General features: G+C 71.3%; 12 protein-coding genes and 1 pseudogene. 4 read left to right on the top strand and 9 right to left on the bottom strand.

The features are described from left to right. Positions 1-124: 124 nt before the first annotated feature. The 3 genes from ureA to ACZ66S_RS34145 form a co-directional block, all read right to left on the bottom strand. Positions 125-820, bottom strand: coding sequence for an urease subunit gamma (gene ureA, locus ACZ66S_RS34135; protein WP_469905423.1), 696 nt, complete (start codon positions 818-820; stop codon positions 125-127). 156 nt (positions 821-976) lie between these two features. Next, positions 977-2,065: a branched-chain amino acid aminotransferase gene (locus ACZ66S_RS34140; protein WP_469905424.1), complete on the bottom strand. Its 1,089-nt coding sequence runs from the start codon at positions 2,063-2,065 to the stop codon at positions 977-979. A gap of 256 nt (positions 2,066-2,321) precedes the next feature. Continuing rightward, positions 2,322-3,365 (bottom strand): 3-isopropylmalate dehydrogenase, encoded by a 1,044-nt coding sequence (locus ACZ66S_RS34145; RefSeq protein ID WP_356594191.1) that lies wholly within the window; start codon positions 3,363-3,365, stop codon positions 2,322-2,324. A 142-nt stretch (positions 3,366-3,507) separates the two neighbouring features. On the opposite strand from ACZ66S_RS34145, the gene ACZ66S_RS34150 reads away from it, so the two are divergent. Next, positions 3,508-5,064: a purple acid phosphatase family protein gene (locus tag ACZ66S_RS34150; RefSeq protein WP_469905425.1), complete on the top strand. Its 1,557-nt coding sequence runs from the start codon at positions 3,508-3,510 to the stop codon at positions 5,062-5,064. 51 nt (positions 5,065-5,115) lie between these two features. On the opposite strand, the gene ACZ66S_RS34155 is transcribed toward ACZ66S_RS34150, so the two are convergent. Next, the gene (locus ACZ66S_RS34155; RefSeq protein WP_020121043.1) at positions 5,116-5,247 is read right to left on the bottom strand and encodes a hypothetical protein; all 132 of its coding nucleotides are present in this window, start codon (positions 5,245-5,247) and stop codon (positions 5,116-5,118) included. 362 nt (positions 5,248-5,609) lie between these two features. Here ACZ66S_RS34155 and ACZ66S_RS34160 point away from each other — a divergent pair, with 362 nt between their 5' ends. Continuing rightward, positions 5,610-6,383: a maleylpyruvate isomerase family mycothiol-dependent enzyme gene (locus ACZ66S_RS34160; protein ID WP_469905426.1), complete on the top strand. Its 774-nt coding sequence runs from the start codon at positions 5,610-5,612 to the stop codon at positions 6,381-6,383. A gap of 54 nt (positions 6,384-6,437) precedes the next feature. Here ACZ66S_RS34160 and pruA read toward each other — a convergent pair whose 3' ends face one another. Both pruA and ACZ66S_RS34170 read right to left on the bottom strand, forming a co-directional pair. Continuing rightward, positions 6,438-8,069, bottom strand: coding sequence for an L-glutamate gamma-semialdehyde dehydrogenase (pruA, locus tag ACZ66S_RS34165; RefSeq protein WP_469905427.1), 1,632 nt, complete (start codon positions 8,067-8,069; stop codon positions 6,438-6,440). A 39-nt stretch (positions 8,070-8,108) separates the two neighbouring features. After that, positions 8,109-9,035: a proline dehydrogenase family protein gene (locus tag ACZ66S_RS34170; RefSeq protein WP_469905428.1), complete on the bottom strand. Its 927-nt coding sequence runs from the start codon at positions 9,033-9,035 to the stop codon at positions 8,109-8,111. 145 nt (positions 9,036-9,180) lie between these two features. Here ACZ66S_RS34170 and ACZ66S_RS34175 point away from each other — a divergent pair, with 145 nt between their 5' ends. After that, positions 9,181-10,524, top strand: coding sequence for a PucR family transcriptional regulator (locus tag ACZ66S_RS34175; protein WP_469905429.1), 1,344 nt, complete (start codon positions 9,181-9,183; stop codon positions 10,522-10,524). Between the two features lie 116 nt (positions 10,525-10,640). Here the strand turns inward: ACZ66S_RS34175 and ACZ66S_RS34180 are convergent, their stop codons facing one another. Then, the gene (locus tag ACZ66S_RS34180) at positions 10,641-11,213 is read right to left on the bottom strand and encodes a TetR/AcrR family transcriptional regulator (protein WP_469905430.1); all 573 of its coding nucleotides are present in this window, start codon (positions 11,211-11,213) and stop codon (positions 10,641-10,643) included. 76 nt (positions 11,214-11,289) lie between these two features. On the opposite strand from ACZ66S_RS34180, the gene ACZ66S_RS34185 reads away from it, so the two are divergent. Further along, the gene (locus tag ACZ66S_RS34185; protein WP_469905431.1) at positions 11,290-12,813 is read left to right on the top strand and encodes an MFS transporter; all 1,524 of its coding nucleotides are present in this window, start codon (positions 11,290-11,292) and stop codon (positions 12,811-12,813) included. A 62-nt stretch (positions 12,814-12,875) separates the two neighbouring features. On the opposite strand, the gene serA is transcribed toward ACZ66S_RS34185, so the two are convergent. Next, positions 12,876-14,465 carry a phosphoglycerate dehydrogenase gene (gene serA / locus ACZ66S_RS34190; RefSeq protein WP_069766168.1) on the bottom strand — a complete coding sequence of 530 codons (1,590 nt, stop codon included), beginning with the start codon at positions 14,463-14,465 and terminating at the stop codon, positions 12,876-12,878. Between the two features lie 230 nt (positions 14,466-14,695). After that, positions 14,696-14,812 (bottom strand): annotated as a pseudogene (locus tag ACZ66S_RS34195) (ketol-acid reductoisomerase); the annotation flags it as partial.

Below are 14,812 nucleotides of genomic sequence, written 5' to 3' on the forward strand. Positions count from 1 at the left end.
AGGCAGGCAGGACGCCTCACCGGACCCCCTCCCCACCGAGCCCTACCGGACCGGACACCCGGCGCGTCCGGCGACCCGGCGACCAGCTCCACGGCCACCCGGGCGTCACCCACCGAAAAGCGGCTCATCGCACGTCCTCCCCGGGCGTCGCGCCCAGATAGCCGCACGCCGCGGCTCTCCGCAGCGCCTCCTCGCGCGCTCCGGGCGCGTCCAGCGGTCCGTCGACCAGGCCCGCGAAGCCCACGGCCACGCGGGCGCCGCCGATCGGCAGCAGGCCGACCTCGGCCGACTCCCCCGGCCCGAAGCGCACGGAGGAGCCGGCGGGCACCGCGAGGCGCATGCCGTAGGCCTCGGCCCGCGGGAAGTCCAGGCGCGGGTTGGCCTCGAAGAAATGGAAGTGGGAGGTGACGGAGACGGGCACGGCGGCGGTGTTGGTGACCGTCAGCCGGACGACCGGTTCGGGCTCGGCGTGCTCGGGTCCCGGCAGCAGCGCGCCGGGCGCCCGCTCGCCGAGCCCGCCGCCGATCGGGTCGCTGACGACCGCCAGCCGCGAACCGTCGTCGAAGACCGCCTCGACGTGCACCTCGGTGACGACGTCGGCGACACCGGGCAGGACGTCGTCGGGTCCGAGCACCGACCGGGCGCGCTCGACGGCCTCGGCCAGCCGCGCCCCGTCCCGGGCGGCCTCGCACACGGTGTCCGCGATGAGCGCCGTCGCCTCCGGGACGTTCAGCCGCAGCCCGCGGGCCCGGCGTGCCCGCGCCAGCTCGGCGGCCCCGAAGAGCAGCAGCCGGTCGCGTTCGGTGGGGGTCAGCCGCATGTCGTTCCCTCCTTTAGAGCAGCACTCTAAACGAGGTGGGCAAGCCAGCAAAAGGCAAGGGTCACGTCGGCCGGATCACATCGAGCGGCGCTCGAACAGCAGACGGGCCCGCGCGGACGTCGTCCGAGCGGGCCCGTGGGTACGAGCGTGGGCGGGTCAGCCCAGCTTGTGCATCCAGCCGTGCTTGTCCTCGACGACCCCGCGCTGGATGCCGAGCAGCGCCTCGCGGAGCTTCGTGGTGACCTCGCCGGGCGTGCCGTCGCCGTGGCTCCAGGCGTCCTTCTTCGTCTTGACGTGCCCGATCGGCGTGACGACCGCCGCGGTGCCGCAGGCGAAGACCTCGGTGAGGGCGCCGGAGGCCGCGTCGGCGCGCCACTGGTCGAGGGTGATCACACCCTCCTCGGCGGTGTAGCCGAGGTCGCGGGCGACCTGGAGGAGGGAGTCGCGGGTGATGCCCTCCAGGATCGAGCCCGTGAGGGCCGGGGTGACGATCCGGTCGCCGTAGACGAAGGCGATGTTCATGCTGCCGGACTCCTCGACCTTGGTGCGGGTCACCGCGTCGAGGTAGACGACCTGGTCGCAGCCGTTGGCGGCGGCCTCGGCCTGCGGGAGGAGGGAGGCCGCGTAGTTGCCGCCGGTCTTGGCGTCGCCGGTGCCGCCCGGGACCGCGCGGACGTGGTCCTCGGAGACCCAGATGGTGACCGGCTTGACGCCCCCGGCGAAGTACGCGCCGGACGGGGAGGCGATCAGCATGAAGAGGTACTCGTTGGCCGGGTGGACGCCGAGCGCGGCCTCCGTGGCGAACATGAACGGGCGCAGGTAGAGGGCCTCCTCACCGCCGTGCGGCGGGACCCAGTCGGCGTCCTGGCCGATCAGCGCGTCGAGGGCCTCGATGAACAGCTCCTCGGGCAGCTCGGCCATCGCCATCCGGCGGGCGGAGTTGCGGAAGCGCCGGGCGTTGGCCTCGGGACGGAACACCGCGACCGAGCCGTCGGACTGGCGGTAGGCCTTCAGGCCCTCGAAGATCTCCTGGCCGTAGTGGAGCACGTGCGTGGAGGGGTCGAGGGAGATCGGGCCGTACGGGACGAGCTGCGCGTCGTGCCAGCCACGGCCCTCGGTCCACTTGATCGTCACCATGTGGTCGGTGAAGTGGCGGCCGAACCCGGGGTTGACCAGGATCGCCTCGCGCTCGGCGGCGGAGAGCGGGCTGGCGGAGGGCTTGAGCTCGATCGTGGGCGTCGTCATGAGTGGTTGTCCTTCACCGGTTGTGTAGTGACGGGCCGCGCTCACGCCCTTTTACTGTCAGTGACCAGTGCTAGGACGTCCGAGCATTCCCTCATTCCGCGGCTCCGCGTTCGATTATCGCAAGCGGGGGGCCGGGGAAGAAACGGCGTGAAATGCGACCCAGGGGATGATGGTGACACCCGGCGGGGGACATGCGAAAGCCGCCGGGTGTGAGTGACCCGGCGGCTTCGAATGCTTTTTCGAGTAGTCCGCCCGGTCAGCCGGCTACTCGTACGGCCAGCGCGTCGCCGATCTCCGACGTGGAACGGGCGGGCTTGCCGGTGCGCTCGGCGAGGTCGGCGGAGACCGCCTCCTCGATGCGGGCGGCCTCGGCCTCGTAGCCGAGGTGGCGCAGGAGCAGGGCGACGGACAGGACCGTGGCGGTGGGGTCGGCCTTGCCCTGGCCGGCGATGTCCGGGGCCGAGCCGTGGACGGGCTCGAACATGGACGGGAACTCGCCGCTCGGGTTGATGTTCCCGGAGGCGGCGACGCCGATGCCGCCGGAGACGGCCGCGGCGAGGTCGGTGATGATGTCGCCGAAGAGGTTGTCGGTGACGATCACGTCGAAGCGCGCGGGGTCGGTGACCAGGTAGATGGTCGCCGCGTCCACGTGGATGTAGTCGGTGGTGACCTCGGGGAACTCCGCGGCCACCTTGTTGAAGATGTTCGTCCACAGGTGGCCCGCGAAGGTGAGCACGTTGTTCTTGTGGACCAGCGTGAGCTTCTTGCGGGGGCGGGCCTGGGCGCGGGCGAAGGCGTCGCGGACCACGCGCTCGACACCGAAGGCCGTGTTCACGGAGACCTCGGTGGCGACCTCGTGCTCGGTGCCCTTGCGGATGGTGCCGCCGTTGCCGGTGTAGGGGCCCTCGGTGCCCTCGCGGACGACCACGAAGTCGATGGCGGGCTCACCCTTGAGGGGCGTGTCGACACCCGGGAGCAGCTTCGACGGACGCAGGTTCACGTGGTGGTCGAAGGCGAAGCGGAGCTTGAGGAGGAAGCCGCGCTCCAGCACGCCGGACGGGACCGACGGGTCGCCGATGGCGCCGAGCAGGATCGCGTCGTGCTTCTTCAGCGCGTCGAGGTCGGCGTCGGTGAGGGTCTCACCGGTGGCGTGGTAGCGCTTGGCGCCGAAGTCGAAGTCCTTGGTCTCCAGCTTCACATCCTGCGGAAGGACGGCGGAGAGGACCTTCAGACCTTCGGCCACGACCTCCTGGCCGATGCCGTCACCGGGAATCACTGCGAGATTGATGCTGCGAGACATGCGGGAACCCTACTCCTCGTCCCATGGGATGACACCGTCTGTCCGCGATGCGGACATGGGCGCGGGCCCCGGCGCCTGCCCTTCGACCGGCGTTCACCCGCAGGAGTGGCAGCCGTTGGGATCCGCTGGGAACTTCACCGGCATGGACCTTCCCGACTTCGGCATCCCGCCCCGGCTCGCCCGGCGGATGAGCATGGCCGAGCAGCACGAGTGCCTGCGGACCAGGCTGTCCCGGCGCCGCACGCTGGTGACGGCGGGCGCGGTGGCCGGCGGCCTGCTGACGGGCTGTTCCACGGCGGGGACGTCCACCACGCTCCCCTCCCCCACGAGCACGACCACTGTGCACGGTTCCGCCGTCGCCCCCTTCGGCCGCCACCTCGCCTTCGGCGCCGATCCGCGGACGCAGATGCGCATCTCGTGGCAGGTCCCGCTGGCGGTACGGAAGCCGTACGTCCGCGTCGGCCTGCGCCCCGACGACCTGGGCCGCAGGATCGAGGCCGAGCTGCGCGACCTGCACACACCGGGGCAGACCGGCGTCCGCCTCGCCCTCGACCAGTACTACCTGCACGCGGCCCTGGACGGACTGCTCCCCGGCACGACGTACTACTACGGCGTCGGCCACGAGGGCTTCGACCCGGCGGACGCGGCACACCGCGCCACCGTCACCAGCTTCCGCACGGCCCCGGCGAGCCCGGAGCGGTTCGTCTTCACCGCCTTCGGCGACCAGGGGGTCGGCACCGCCGCGGCCGCCAACGACAACCTCCTGCTGCGCCAGAAGCCCGCTTTCCACCTGCACGCCGGCGACATCTGCTACGCGGACGGCAACGGCCACGGTCTGACCTCGGACGGCTACGACCCGGGCTTCTGGGACCTGTTCCTCCGGCAGAACGAGGAGGTCGCGCGGAGCGTGCCGTGGATGGTGACGACCGGCAACCACGACATGGAGGCGTGGTACTCCCCCGAGGGCTACGGCGGCCAGCTCGCCCGCTGGTCCCTCCCGGAGAGCGGCTTCGATCCGCGCTCGACGCCGGGCGCGTACTCCTTCGTCTACGGCAACGTCGGGGTCGTGGCGCTGGACGCGAACGACGTGTCGTACGAGATCCCCGCCAACCTCGGCCACACGGGCGGGAGGCAGACGAGGTGGCTGGAGCGGAGGCTGGGTGAGCTGCGCAGGACCGAGGGCGTCGACTTCGTCGTCGTCTGCTTCCACCACTGCGCGTACTCGACGTCCTCGCACGCCTCGGACGGCGGGGTGCGCGCCGAGTGGCTGCCGCTGTTCGACAGGCACCAGGTCGATCTGGTGATCAACGGGCACAACCACGTGTACGAGCGCACGGACGCGATCCGCGACGGCGAGGTCGGCCGTCCGGTGCCGGTCGGCGGCTCGACGGACCCGACGCGGGACGGGATCGTGTACGTCACGGCGGGCGGGGGCGGCCGGGATCTGTACGGCTTCCCCGCGGGCGTGAAGGAGAGCTACGAGGGGCGCGTGCACGACCACGAGGCGGTCGAGACGTTTCAGTGGACCAGGTCGCAGCAGCCACGCAAGGAGACCGTGGAGTGGTCGCGGGTGCGCTACCGCGGGTTCTCGCTGCTCTCGGTGACGGCGGAGAGCGGGCCCCGGCCGCGGCTGACGGTGTCGGCGCTCGCGCAGAACGGGGAGCGGATCGACCACTTCGAGGTGCGGCGCGGGGCCTGACGGGCCCGCGCCCCACCTCGTACGGGTGCGGCTCCCGGCTCGGGGGTCCGGTCAGTGACCGGTCGAGCCGCCGTTGTCACGGCGGTCGAGGGCGCGCTGCAGGGCTGCGGCGGCGTTCTTGCGGTCGGACTCGCTCGTACGGGAGGTGTGACGGACTCGACGGCGGGCGGTCGTCTCGGCCATGAGAAATCGACTCCTTCGAAAACCGGGGAAGGGGACTACGAGACTCCCCGCTGCCTCGAGGGCGCGGGGGGACCCCCAGAAGGGGCGGGAAGCGACGGGCCGCAGGGATTGCCTGCGCGGGGCCCGGCTCACGACCGCCATTCGCTTGATCGAGCGAGACGTTCGGCTCCTACAAAGCTAAGGGAGGAGGGCCGGTCTGTCTCCACAATTACTCGGACTTCCTACTATCTGAGACGGCGAAGTGGATCACACGGTCCTGACCTGCGGTTTCGTCGAGAGCGGGGGTCCGGGTCGGGCCCGGCCGGGAGACCGGGGAGAAAACCGCGTGCCGAGGGGCTGATCACGGTGATAGACAGCGCGACGTGGACAACACTCTGGACTTCCCCGTACTGCTGGACCTGATCGAGGAACGGTCGGCCGCCTTCCGGGCCGCGATAGCCTCCGCTCCCGACCTCGACGTGCCGGTGCCGACCTGTCCCGAGTGGACGCTGTTCGACCTGGCGCACCATCTGAGCGGGGTGCACCGGCGCTGGGCGGCCAACGTCGCCGCGGGACCCGCCGACGGTCCGAGCGGGACCGCTCCGAAGGACAGCCCGGTGCCGCCCCGGGAACGCGAGGCCCTGCTGGCCTGGTCGGCCGAGTCCACGCGGCAGTTGCTCGACGCGCTGCGGGAGGCCGGCCCGGACCGCGGCTGCTGGACGTGGTGGGGTGCGTCCCAGGCGCCGCAGACCTCCGGCGCGGTGGCCCGGCACCAGGTCCAGGAGGCCACGGTCCACACCTACGACGCCCAGCGCGCCCTGGGCACCCCGCAGCCGCTGCCGGTCAGGAACGCGCTCGACGGTGTCGAGGAGTTCCTGTTCACCTGCGTCGCGAACACGAGCCCCTGGCCGCACGAGCCGGCCACCCTCGACTTCCACGCCACGGAAGGCCGCTCCTGGCGCGTCACCTTCTCCGCCGAGGGCGCCCGGACCACCCGCCTCGCGGAACCCCCCGCCACCGCGCCCACCACCTCCGCCCTGGCCACGGCCGGCGAACTGGTCCTCACCCTGTACAACCGGATCCCGCTGGACTCCCCGAAGGTCGAAGGCGACCCGAACGTCCTCCTCCAGCTCAAGGAGTGGGAGCCGGAGGACTAGAACACGCACGAAGGGGCCGGGCGAGAGCCCGGCCCCTTGTGTCGACCGACCTGGTCAGCCCATGTGCGGGTAGCCGTAGTCGGTCGGCGGGACCAGGGTCTCCTTGATCGCGCGGGTCAGGGTCCAGCGCTGGAGGTTCTGCGGGGCGCCGGCCTTGTCGTTGGTGCCGGAGGCGCGGCCGCCGCCGAAGGGCTGCTGGCCGACGACGGCACCGGTCGACTTGTCGTTGATGTAGAAGTTGCCGGCCGCGTAGCGCAGCTTCTCCATCGTGTACGCCGCCGCCGCGCGGTCGGACGCGATCACCGAGCCCGTCAGGGCGTAGTCGGAGGCCGACTCCATCTGGGTCAGCATCTCCTCGTAGGTGTCGTCCTCGTAGACGTGCACCGCGAGGAAGGGGCCGAAGTACTCGGTGGTGAAGACCTCGTTCTCCGGGTCCGTGCACTCGACGACGGTCGGGCGGACGAAATAGCCGACCGAGTCGTCGTAGGAGCCGCCCGCGACGATCGTGCAGGTGGGGTCCGACTTGGCGCGGTCGATCGCCGCCTTGTTCTTGGCGAAGGCCCGCTCGTCGATGACCGCGCCGATGAAGTTCGAGAGGTCGGTGACGTCACCCATGGCGATGCCGTCGACCTCGGCCGCGAACTCCTCGCGGAAGCCGCTGTTCCAGATCGACGCCGGGATGTACGCCCGGGAGGTCGCCGAGCACTTCTGGCCCTGGTACTCGAAGGCACCCCGGGTGAGGGCGGTCTTGAGGATCGCGCGGTCGGCGCTCGGGTGGGCGACGACGAAGTCCTTGCCGCCGGTCTCGCCGACCAGGCGCGGGTAGGTGCGGTACTTCTCGATGTTCGCGCCGACCGTCTTCCACAGGTGCTGGAAGGTCTTCGTCGAACCGGTGAAGTGGATGCCCGCGAGGTCCCGGTGCTCCAGGGCGACCTCGGAGACCGCGATGCCGTCGCCGGTGACGAGGTTGATGACGCCCTTGGGCAGGCCCGCCTCCTCCAGGAGCTGCATGAGGAGGACGGCCGCGTGGGTCTGCGTCGGGGACGGCTTCCACACCACGACGTTGCCCATGAGCGCGGGCGCGGTCGGCAGGTTGCCCGCGATCGCCGTGAAGTTGAACGGCGTGATCGCGTAGACGAAGCCCTCGAGCGGGCGGTGGTCGAGGCGGTTCCAGACGCCGGGGGCGTTCGCCGGGGGCTGCTCGGCGAGCAGGTCACGCGCGTACTTGACGTTGAAGCGCCAGAAGTCGACGAGCTCGCAGGGCGTGTCGATCTCGGCCTGCTGCGCGGTCTTGGACTGGCCGAGCATGGTGGAGGCGGCCAGCGTCTCGCGCCAGGGGCCGGCGAGCAGTTCGGCGGCGCGCAGGATGATCGCGGCACGGTCGTCGAAGGACATCGCGCGCCAGGCGGGGGCGGCGGCGAGGGCCGCGTCGATGGCGTCCCGGGCGTCCTGCTGGGTGGCGTTGCGCAGGGTGCCGAGGACGGCCTTGTGGTTGTGCGGCTGCACGACCTGGAAGGGCTCGCCACCGCCCATCCGCTTCTCGCCGCCGATGGTCATCGGCAGGTCGACCGGGTTGTCGGCCAGCTCCTTGAGCTTCGCCTCCAGCCTGGCCCGCTCGGGCGAACCGGGGGCGTAGCCGTGCACCGGCTCGTTGACGGGGGTGGGGACCTGGGTCACAGCGTCCATGGGATCCGTAACTCCTTGAACTTGAGCGGGTGTTCGGGCTCAGCCCTTGCTGATCATGCTGCGGACGAAGAAGCGCAGGTTCGCCGGCTTCTCCGCCAGGCGCCGCATGAAGTAGCCGTACCAGTCGGTGCCGTAGGCGGTGTAGACGCGCATGCGGTGGCCCTCGGCGGCCAGGCGCAGGTGCTCGTCGCCGCGGATGCCGTACAGCATCTGGAACTCGTACTCGTCCGGCTTGCGGCCCGCCTGGCGGGCGAGTTCCTGCGCGATGGAGATCAGGCGCGGGTCGTGGGAGCCGACCATGGGGTACCCCTCGCCCTCCATGAGGACGCGCAGGACCCGGACGTACGCCTTGTCGATCTCGTGCTTCTGCTGGTAGGCGACCTCCGCGGGCTCCTTGTAGGCGCCCTTGACCAGCCGCACCCGGCTGCCGGCCGCGGCGAGCCTGCGGGCGTCGGCCTCGGTGCGGAAGAGGTAGGCCTGGATCACACAGCCGGTCTGCGGGAAGTCCTTCCGCAGCTCCTCGTGGATGGCGAACATCGAGTCGAGGGTGGTGTGGTCCTCGGCGTCCAGCGTGACGGTCGTACCGATGGCGGCGGCCGCCTCGACGACGGGCCGCACGTTGGCGAGGGCCAGCTCGTGTCCGCCGGGCAGCGCCTGGCCGAACATCGACAGCTTCACGGACATCTCGGCCCTGGTGCCCAGGTCGAGGGTCCTGAGCCGGTCGATGAGCGCGAGGTAGGCGTCCCGCGCGGCCTCCGCCTGCTCGGGGGTGGTGATGTCCTCGCCGACCACGTCCATGGTCAGCTCCAGGCCCCTGGAGGTGAGCTCCTGGACGATCGGCACGATCTCGTCGACCGTCTCCCCCGGGATGAAGCGGTCGACGACCCGCTTGGTCACCGGGGCCGCCGAGATCAGACGTCGCATCCGGTCGCTGCGCGACGCGGCAAGAATCACGGGACCCAGCACGGGGCACCTCCACAAACCAGCAGATAGAACCACCGTGAAACCTAAGGATCCCTCCGATCCTGGGCCATCGACACCTGTCACGCATCCGTGCCGCAGATCTCAGACAGATGTATGAAGCGCGGTGTTTTTGCGCGAGAATGCCCGAGTGACAGGGGACTACAAAGGTGACTACCAGGAGCTGGTCGACGAGATCTCGGAGCTCCTGGGCGTCCCGGCGACCCTGGAGAACCGCGACTTCGAGCTGATCGCCTTCGGTGTGTACGACAGTGAGGGCGACCTCGATCCGTCGGCGCTGGACCCCGTCCGCACCCGCTCGATCCTGACCCGGCGCTCCACGGCCGCGGTCCGGACGTGGTTCGAGGGCTTCGGCATCACGCGGGCGAGCGCCCCGGTGCGCATCCCGCCGACCCCGGAGGCGGGGGTGTACCGGGGACGGATCTGCCTGCCCGTACGCCATCGGGGGGTCGTGCTCGGGTACGTCTGGCTCCTGGAATCCGAACCCGGCCCGACCGACCGGCAACTGGACGCGGCCATGCGGGTGACCGCCCGGATCGGCGCGCTGCTCGCGGACGAGGCGCAGCACGGGGCCGACCTGAGCCGGGAGCTGCGGGCGGTGCTGACCGCCGAGCGCGGCTGGCAGGCCGACATGGCGGTGGCGGCCCTGCGCACGGAGCTGGGCTCCCGCGGCGACGGCCCGTACGCCGTGGTGTGCGTCGCCCCCTGGCCGTCCGCCGACCCGGACGACGCCCCCTCGGCCCGTACGGTCCCGCACACGACGGCCCTGTGCACGGTGCCGTGGGGCACCTCGGCCCAGTCCCTCGCCGTGCTGGTGCGCCTGCGGGCGACGGACACCCTGACACCGGCGACCTCGGCGGCGGCCCGGCTGCTGGAACGGGCTCGGGGGGCGGAGACGGGGGGCGGGGGCGGTCGCGGCGGTGAGCCGGGTACGGCCAGGCCGGGCGGTGCCGATGCCGGCCGGTCCGCGGCGGCCGAGGGCAAGGGGGGCGGCAGCGGACCGGCACCAGGTGGCGCGCGGGACACGGGGGTGACCCACGGCGCCGCGCCCGTCGGTGTCGCCGCCGGTGTCGCGGCCGCGCGCGTGGGCCTGACCGAGCTGTCCACCGCCTGGCAGGAGGCCTCGGCGGCGGCCCGGGCGGCGCTCGCGGAACCGGGGTTGGGGCCGGTCGCGGAGTGGTCCCACATCGGCCCGTACCGCCTCCTGACCGCACTCCCCCCGGAGACGGCACACGACCCCGCCGTACGTCCCCTGCTCGCCCCCGCCCACCGCGAGCTCGCCCGGACCGCCGAGGTCTACCTCGACTGCGCGGGCCAGGCCGGCCGGACCGCCGCCGAGCTGGGCATCCACCGGCAGACCCTCTACTACCGCCTCTCCCGCGTCGAACAGCTCACCGGCCTGGACCTGGACGACGGCGAGCACAGGCTGCTGCTGCACATGGCGTTGAAGGGGGCGCGGTTGCAGGACCCCTGAGGCCCCCGGCAGGCACAGTGCCGCCCAACAGCCACCCACGGCGACCCGCTTCGCCGAACTCCTCGACCGGGTCGGGCATTTCGCGGACCGGGTGCCGGAGATGCGGCAGGGGCGGGTCACGCGCGCGTGGCGGCCTCGATGACCTGGCGCAGGCCCTCGGTGAGGGTGTCGGCGTCGGGCGCGCTCTTCGGGTCGAAGGACCACTGGCCGATCAGGCCGGTCATCAGCGCCAGATAGAACCGGCCGAGGGTGTCGGCGGTCTCGTCCGTCACCTCCGCCTCCGGCACGCCCATGAGCATGGAGACCAGTCCGCGCCCGCCCTCGCGCTGGGCGCGGACCAACTGGTCGCGGACCTCGGGCAGTTGGTCGCCCATGCCCATGATCTCCAGGCTGAGCCGCCACATCGAGCCCGGCGCCCGCATGGTGTCGACGATGTTCGCCCACACCTCCCGGAAGCGCTCCAGCGAGCCGGGCGGGGTGGTGAACCCGGTGCCGCCCTCGAAGGAGAGCTCCTCCACCAGCGCGATGTACGCCTGTCCCAGGAGCGCGTCCTTCGACCCGTAGTGGTAGCCGATGGACGCCAGGTTGGTCCCCGACTCCTTGACGACGTCCCGTGCGGTCGTCCGCAGGAACCCCTTCTCCAGCAGGCAGCGCTTGGCGCCTTCGAGCAGATCCTCGCGATGTCCCATGCGCCCACCCTATCTAGACAAGCGATTTATACAACCGTCATAGACAACCGTTTAAGACGCTTGTACAGTCACCGGCATGACGAACCCGACTTCCGCCGGTTCCCTGGCCGGCCGCCGCGAGTGGACCGCCCTCGGCGTCCTCATGCTTCCGCTGCTCCTGGTCTCGATGGACGTCTCCGTCCTCTACTTCGCGATCCCGGCGATCAGCGCGGACCTCGAACCGAGCGGCACCCAGCAGCTCTGGATCTTCGACATCTACGCCTTCGTCCTGGCCGGCCTGCTGATGACCATGGGCTCCCTGGGCGACCGCATCGGCCGCCGCAGGCTGCTGCTGATCGGCGCGGTCGCCTTCGGCGCGGCCTCCCTCGCGGCGGCCTACGCGCACAGCGCCGAGATGCTGATCGCGGCCCGCGCGGTCCTCGGCATCGGCGGCGCGACCCTGATGCCGTCGACGATGGCGCTGATCCGCACGATGTTCACCGACCCCGGACAGCGCGCGAAGGCGATCGGCATGTGGTCCGGGGTGATGACGGCCGGCATCGCGCTCGGCTCGGTGATGAGCGGGGTGCTCGTCGAGTACTTCTGGTGGGGCTCGATCTTCCTGGTCAACCTGCCCGCGATGGCCCTGCTGCTGATCCTCGGCCCGTTCCTGCTCCCCGAGTCCAGGGACCCGCGCCCCGGCCGCTTCGACCGGCTGAGCGTGCCCCTGTCGATGGCCGCCGTGCTGCCCGTCGTCTACGGCCTGAAGGAGATCGCGTCCGAGGGCCTCACCGTCCGGTACGTCGTCTCGATCACCGTCGGCCTGCTCTTCGCGGCTCTCTTCGTGCACCGTCAGCGCACCGCGGCCGCACCGATGATCGACCCGGCACTGTTCCGCGGCCACGGCTTCGCCCCGTCCGTGGTGCTCAACCTGATCTCCTCGTTCGCCATGATGGGCTCGGCGTTCTTCACCACGCAGTACCTCCAGTCGGTGCTCGGCAAGAGCGCGCTGGAGGCGGCCCTGTGGGCGCTGCTGCCCTCCGTGCCGATCGGCGCGGCCGCCCCGACGGCCACCGCGCTCGTCCAGAAGGGCGTCCCCCGTGCCCATGTGGTCACCGCGGGCTTCGTGATCGGCGCGGCCGGCTACGCGCTGCTGTCCCTCGCGGGCACGGACTCCCTCTGGCTGGTCCTGGCCGCGTGCGGGGTCCTGGCCTGCGGGGTCGTCGTGGTCATCTCCCTGATCACGGATCTCGCCCTGAGCAGCGCGCCCGTGGAGCGGGCGGGCTCGGCGTCCTCGCTGATGGAGACCGCCGGGGAGTTCGGCGGCGCCCTCGGGATGGCGGTCCTCGGCTCCATCGGTACGGCGATCTACCGCCACGACATCCCGTCGTCGGCCCCGGAGCCGGCCCGCGAGACGCTGGGCGGGGCGCTGACGGTCGCGGACCGGGTACCGGGCCTGGCCGCGGCGGCCCGGGAGGCGTTCACCCACGGGATGCAGGGGGCGGCGATCACGGGGGCGGTGCTGCTGGTGGGGGCGGCGGGCCTGGCCGCGCTGACCCTGCGGGGAGTCGCGGTGCGCGAGGAGGCGCCGGAGCCGCAACCCGAGAAGGCGCTCGCCTGAGGCACGGGAAGAGGCTGGGCGGACCGGGATGTCCCGGTCCGCCCAGCCTCTGTCGTGAAACGTCAGACCAGGTTCACCGCACGGGCCGACGTCGCCCCGATCTCCTCGGCGACCTCGGTCAGCACACCCGCGGGGACGGTGTCGTCCACGGTCAGGACGGCGAGCGCCTCGCCACCGGCGATCGCCCGCGACACCTGCATACCGGCGATGTTGATCCCGGCCTCACCGAAGATCCGGCCCACCGTGCCGACGACACCGGGACGGTCCTCGTACTTGAGGACGACCATGTGGTCGGCGAGCGCCAGGTCCACGTCGTACTCGCCGACGGCGACGATCTTCTGGAGGTGCTTCGGACCGGCCAGCGTGCCGGAGACCGACACCTCCTCACCGCTGCCGAGCGTCCCGCGCACGGTGACGACATTGCGGTGGTCGGCCGACTCGGAGCTGGTCGTCAGCCGCACCTCGACACCGCGCTCCTGCGCGAACAGCGGGGCGTTGACGTACGACACGGTCTCGGCGACGACGTCCTCGAAGACACCCTTGAGGGCGCTGAGCTCCAGCACCTTCACGTCGTGCTGGGTGATCTCGCCGTACACCTCGACGTCGAGGCGGACCGCGACCTCACCGGCGAGCGCGGTGAAGATCCGGCCGAGGCGCTCGGCGAGCGGCAGGCCCGGCTTGACGTCCTCGGCGATGACACCGCCCTGGACGTTGACCGCGTCCGGCACGAGCTCACCGGCGAGGGCGAGGCGCACCGAGCGGGCGACGGCGATGCCGGCCTTCTCCTGGGCCTCGTCGGTGGAGGCGCCCAGGTGCGGGGTGGCAACGACCTGGTCGAACTCGAACAGCGGGGAGTCCGTGCAGGGCTCCTTCGCGTACACGTCGAGACCGGCACCGGCGACCCGGCCCTCCTTGAGGGCGGAGTACAGCGCCTCCTCGTCGACGATCCCGCCGCGGGCCGCGTTGACGATCCGCACGCTCGGCTTGACCTTGCGCAGCGCCTCGTCGCCGATCAGGCCGACGGTCTCGGGGGTCTTGGGCAGGTGCACGGTGATGAAGTCGGAGACCTCGAGCAGCTCGTCGAGGGAGAGCACCTTGACGCCCATCTGGGCGGCGCGGGCGGGCTGGATGTAGGGGTCGTAGGCGACGACCTTCATGCCGAACCCGGACATGCGCTGGGCGACCAGCGCGCCGATGCGGCCGAGACCGACGACACCGAGGGTCTTCTCGGCGAGCTCCACGCCCGTGTACTTGCTGCGCTTCCACTCGCCGTTCTTCAGCGCGGCGTTGGCCTGCGGGATGTGGCGGGCGGTGGCGACGAGGAGACCGCAGGCCAGCTCGGCGGCGGTCACGATGTTCGAGGTGGGGGCGTTGACGACCATCACGCCGGCCTTGGTGGCGGCGGACACGTCGACGTTGTCCAGGCCGACGCCGGCTCGTGCGACGACCTTCAGCTTGTTGGCAGCGGCGATGGCCTCGGCGTCCACCTTGGTGGCGGAGCGGATCAGGATCGCGTCGACGTCGGCGATGGCCGGGAGCAGTTCGGCTCGGTCCGCTCCGTTGCAGTGCCGGATCTCGAAGTCGGGGCCAAGCGCGTCCACAGTCGCGGGCGACAGCTCTTCAGCGATGAGTACGACGGGTTTCGAGCTCACGTGAGTCCTCACAAGTCCATTGCGGACGGCCGTCCCGACGGCCGCAGGCGGTGGAGGGGCTAGCCGCGTGGAAGACGCACGACGTTGTGGGCCTGACGCGTATGTTGTGCGCCAGTGTAGTGGCGCGGCAGGGGTCGTCTTACGCCTCTGCGGAAGGATCACCCGTCCGTGATGCGACGGGTTGGACAACGGGGCCGGGGCGGACACGCCCCGACCCCGTCATGCGAGGCTCACGCCTCCTCGTCGACCCAGCTCATCAGCTTGCGGAGCTGCTTGCCGGTGGTCTCCAGCAGGTGCTCGGAGTCCTGCTGCTTGTACTCGTTGTACTTCTTCAGACCGCCGTGGTA

It is taken from the genome of Streptomyces sp. NPDC107471 (assembly GCF_055582845.1).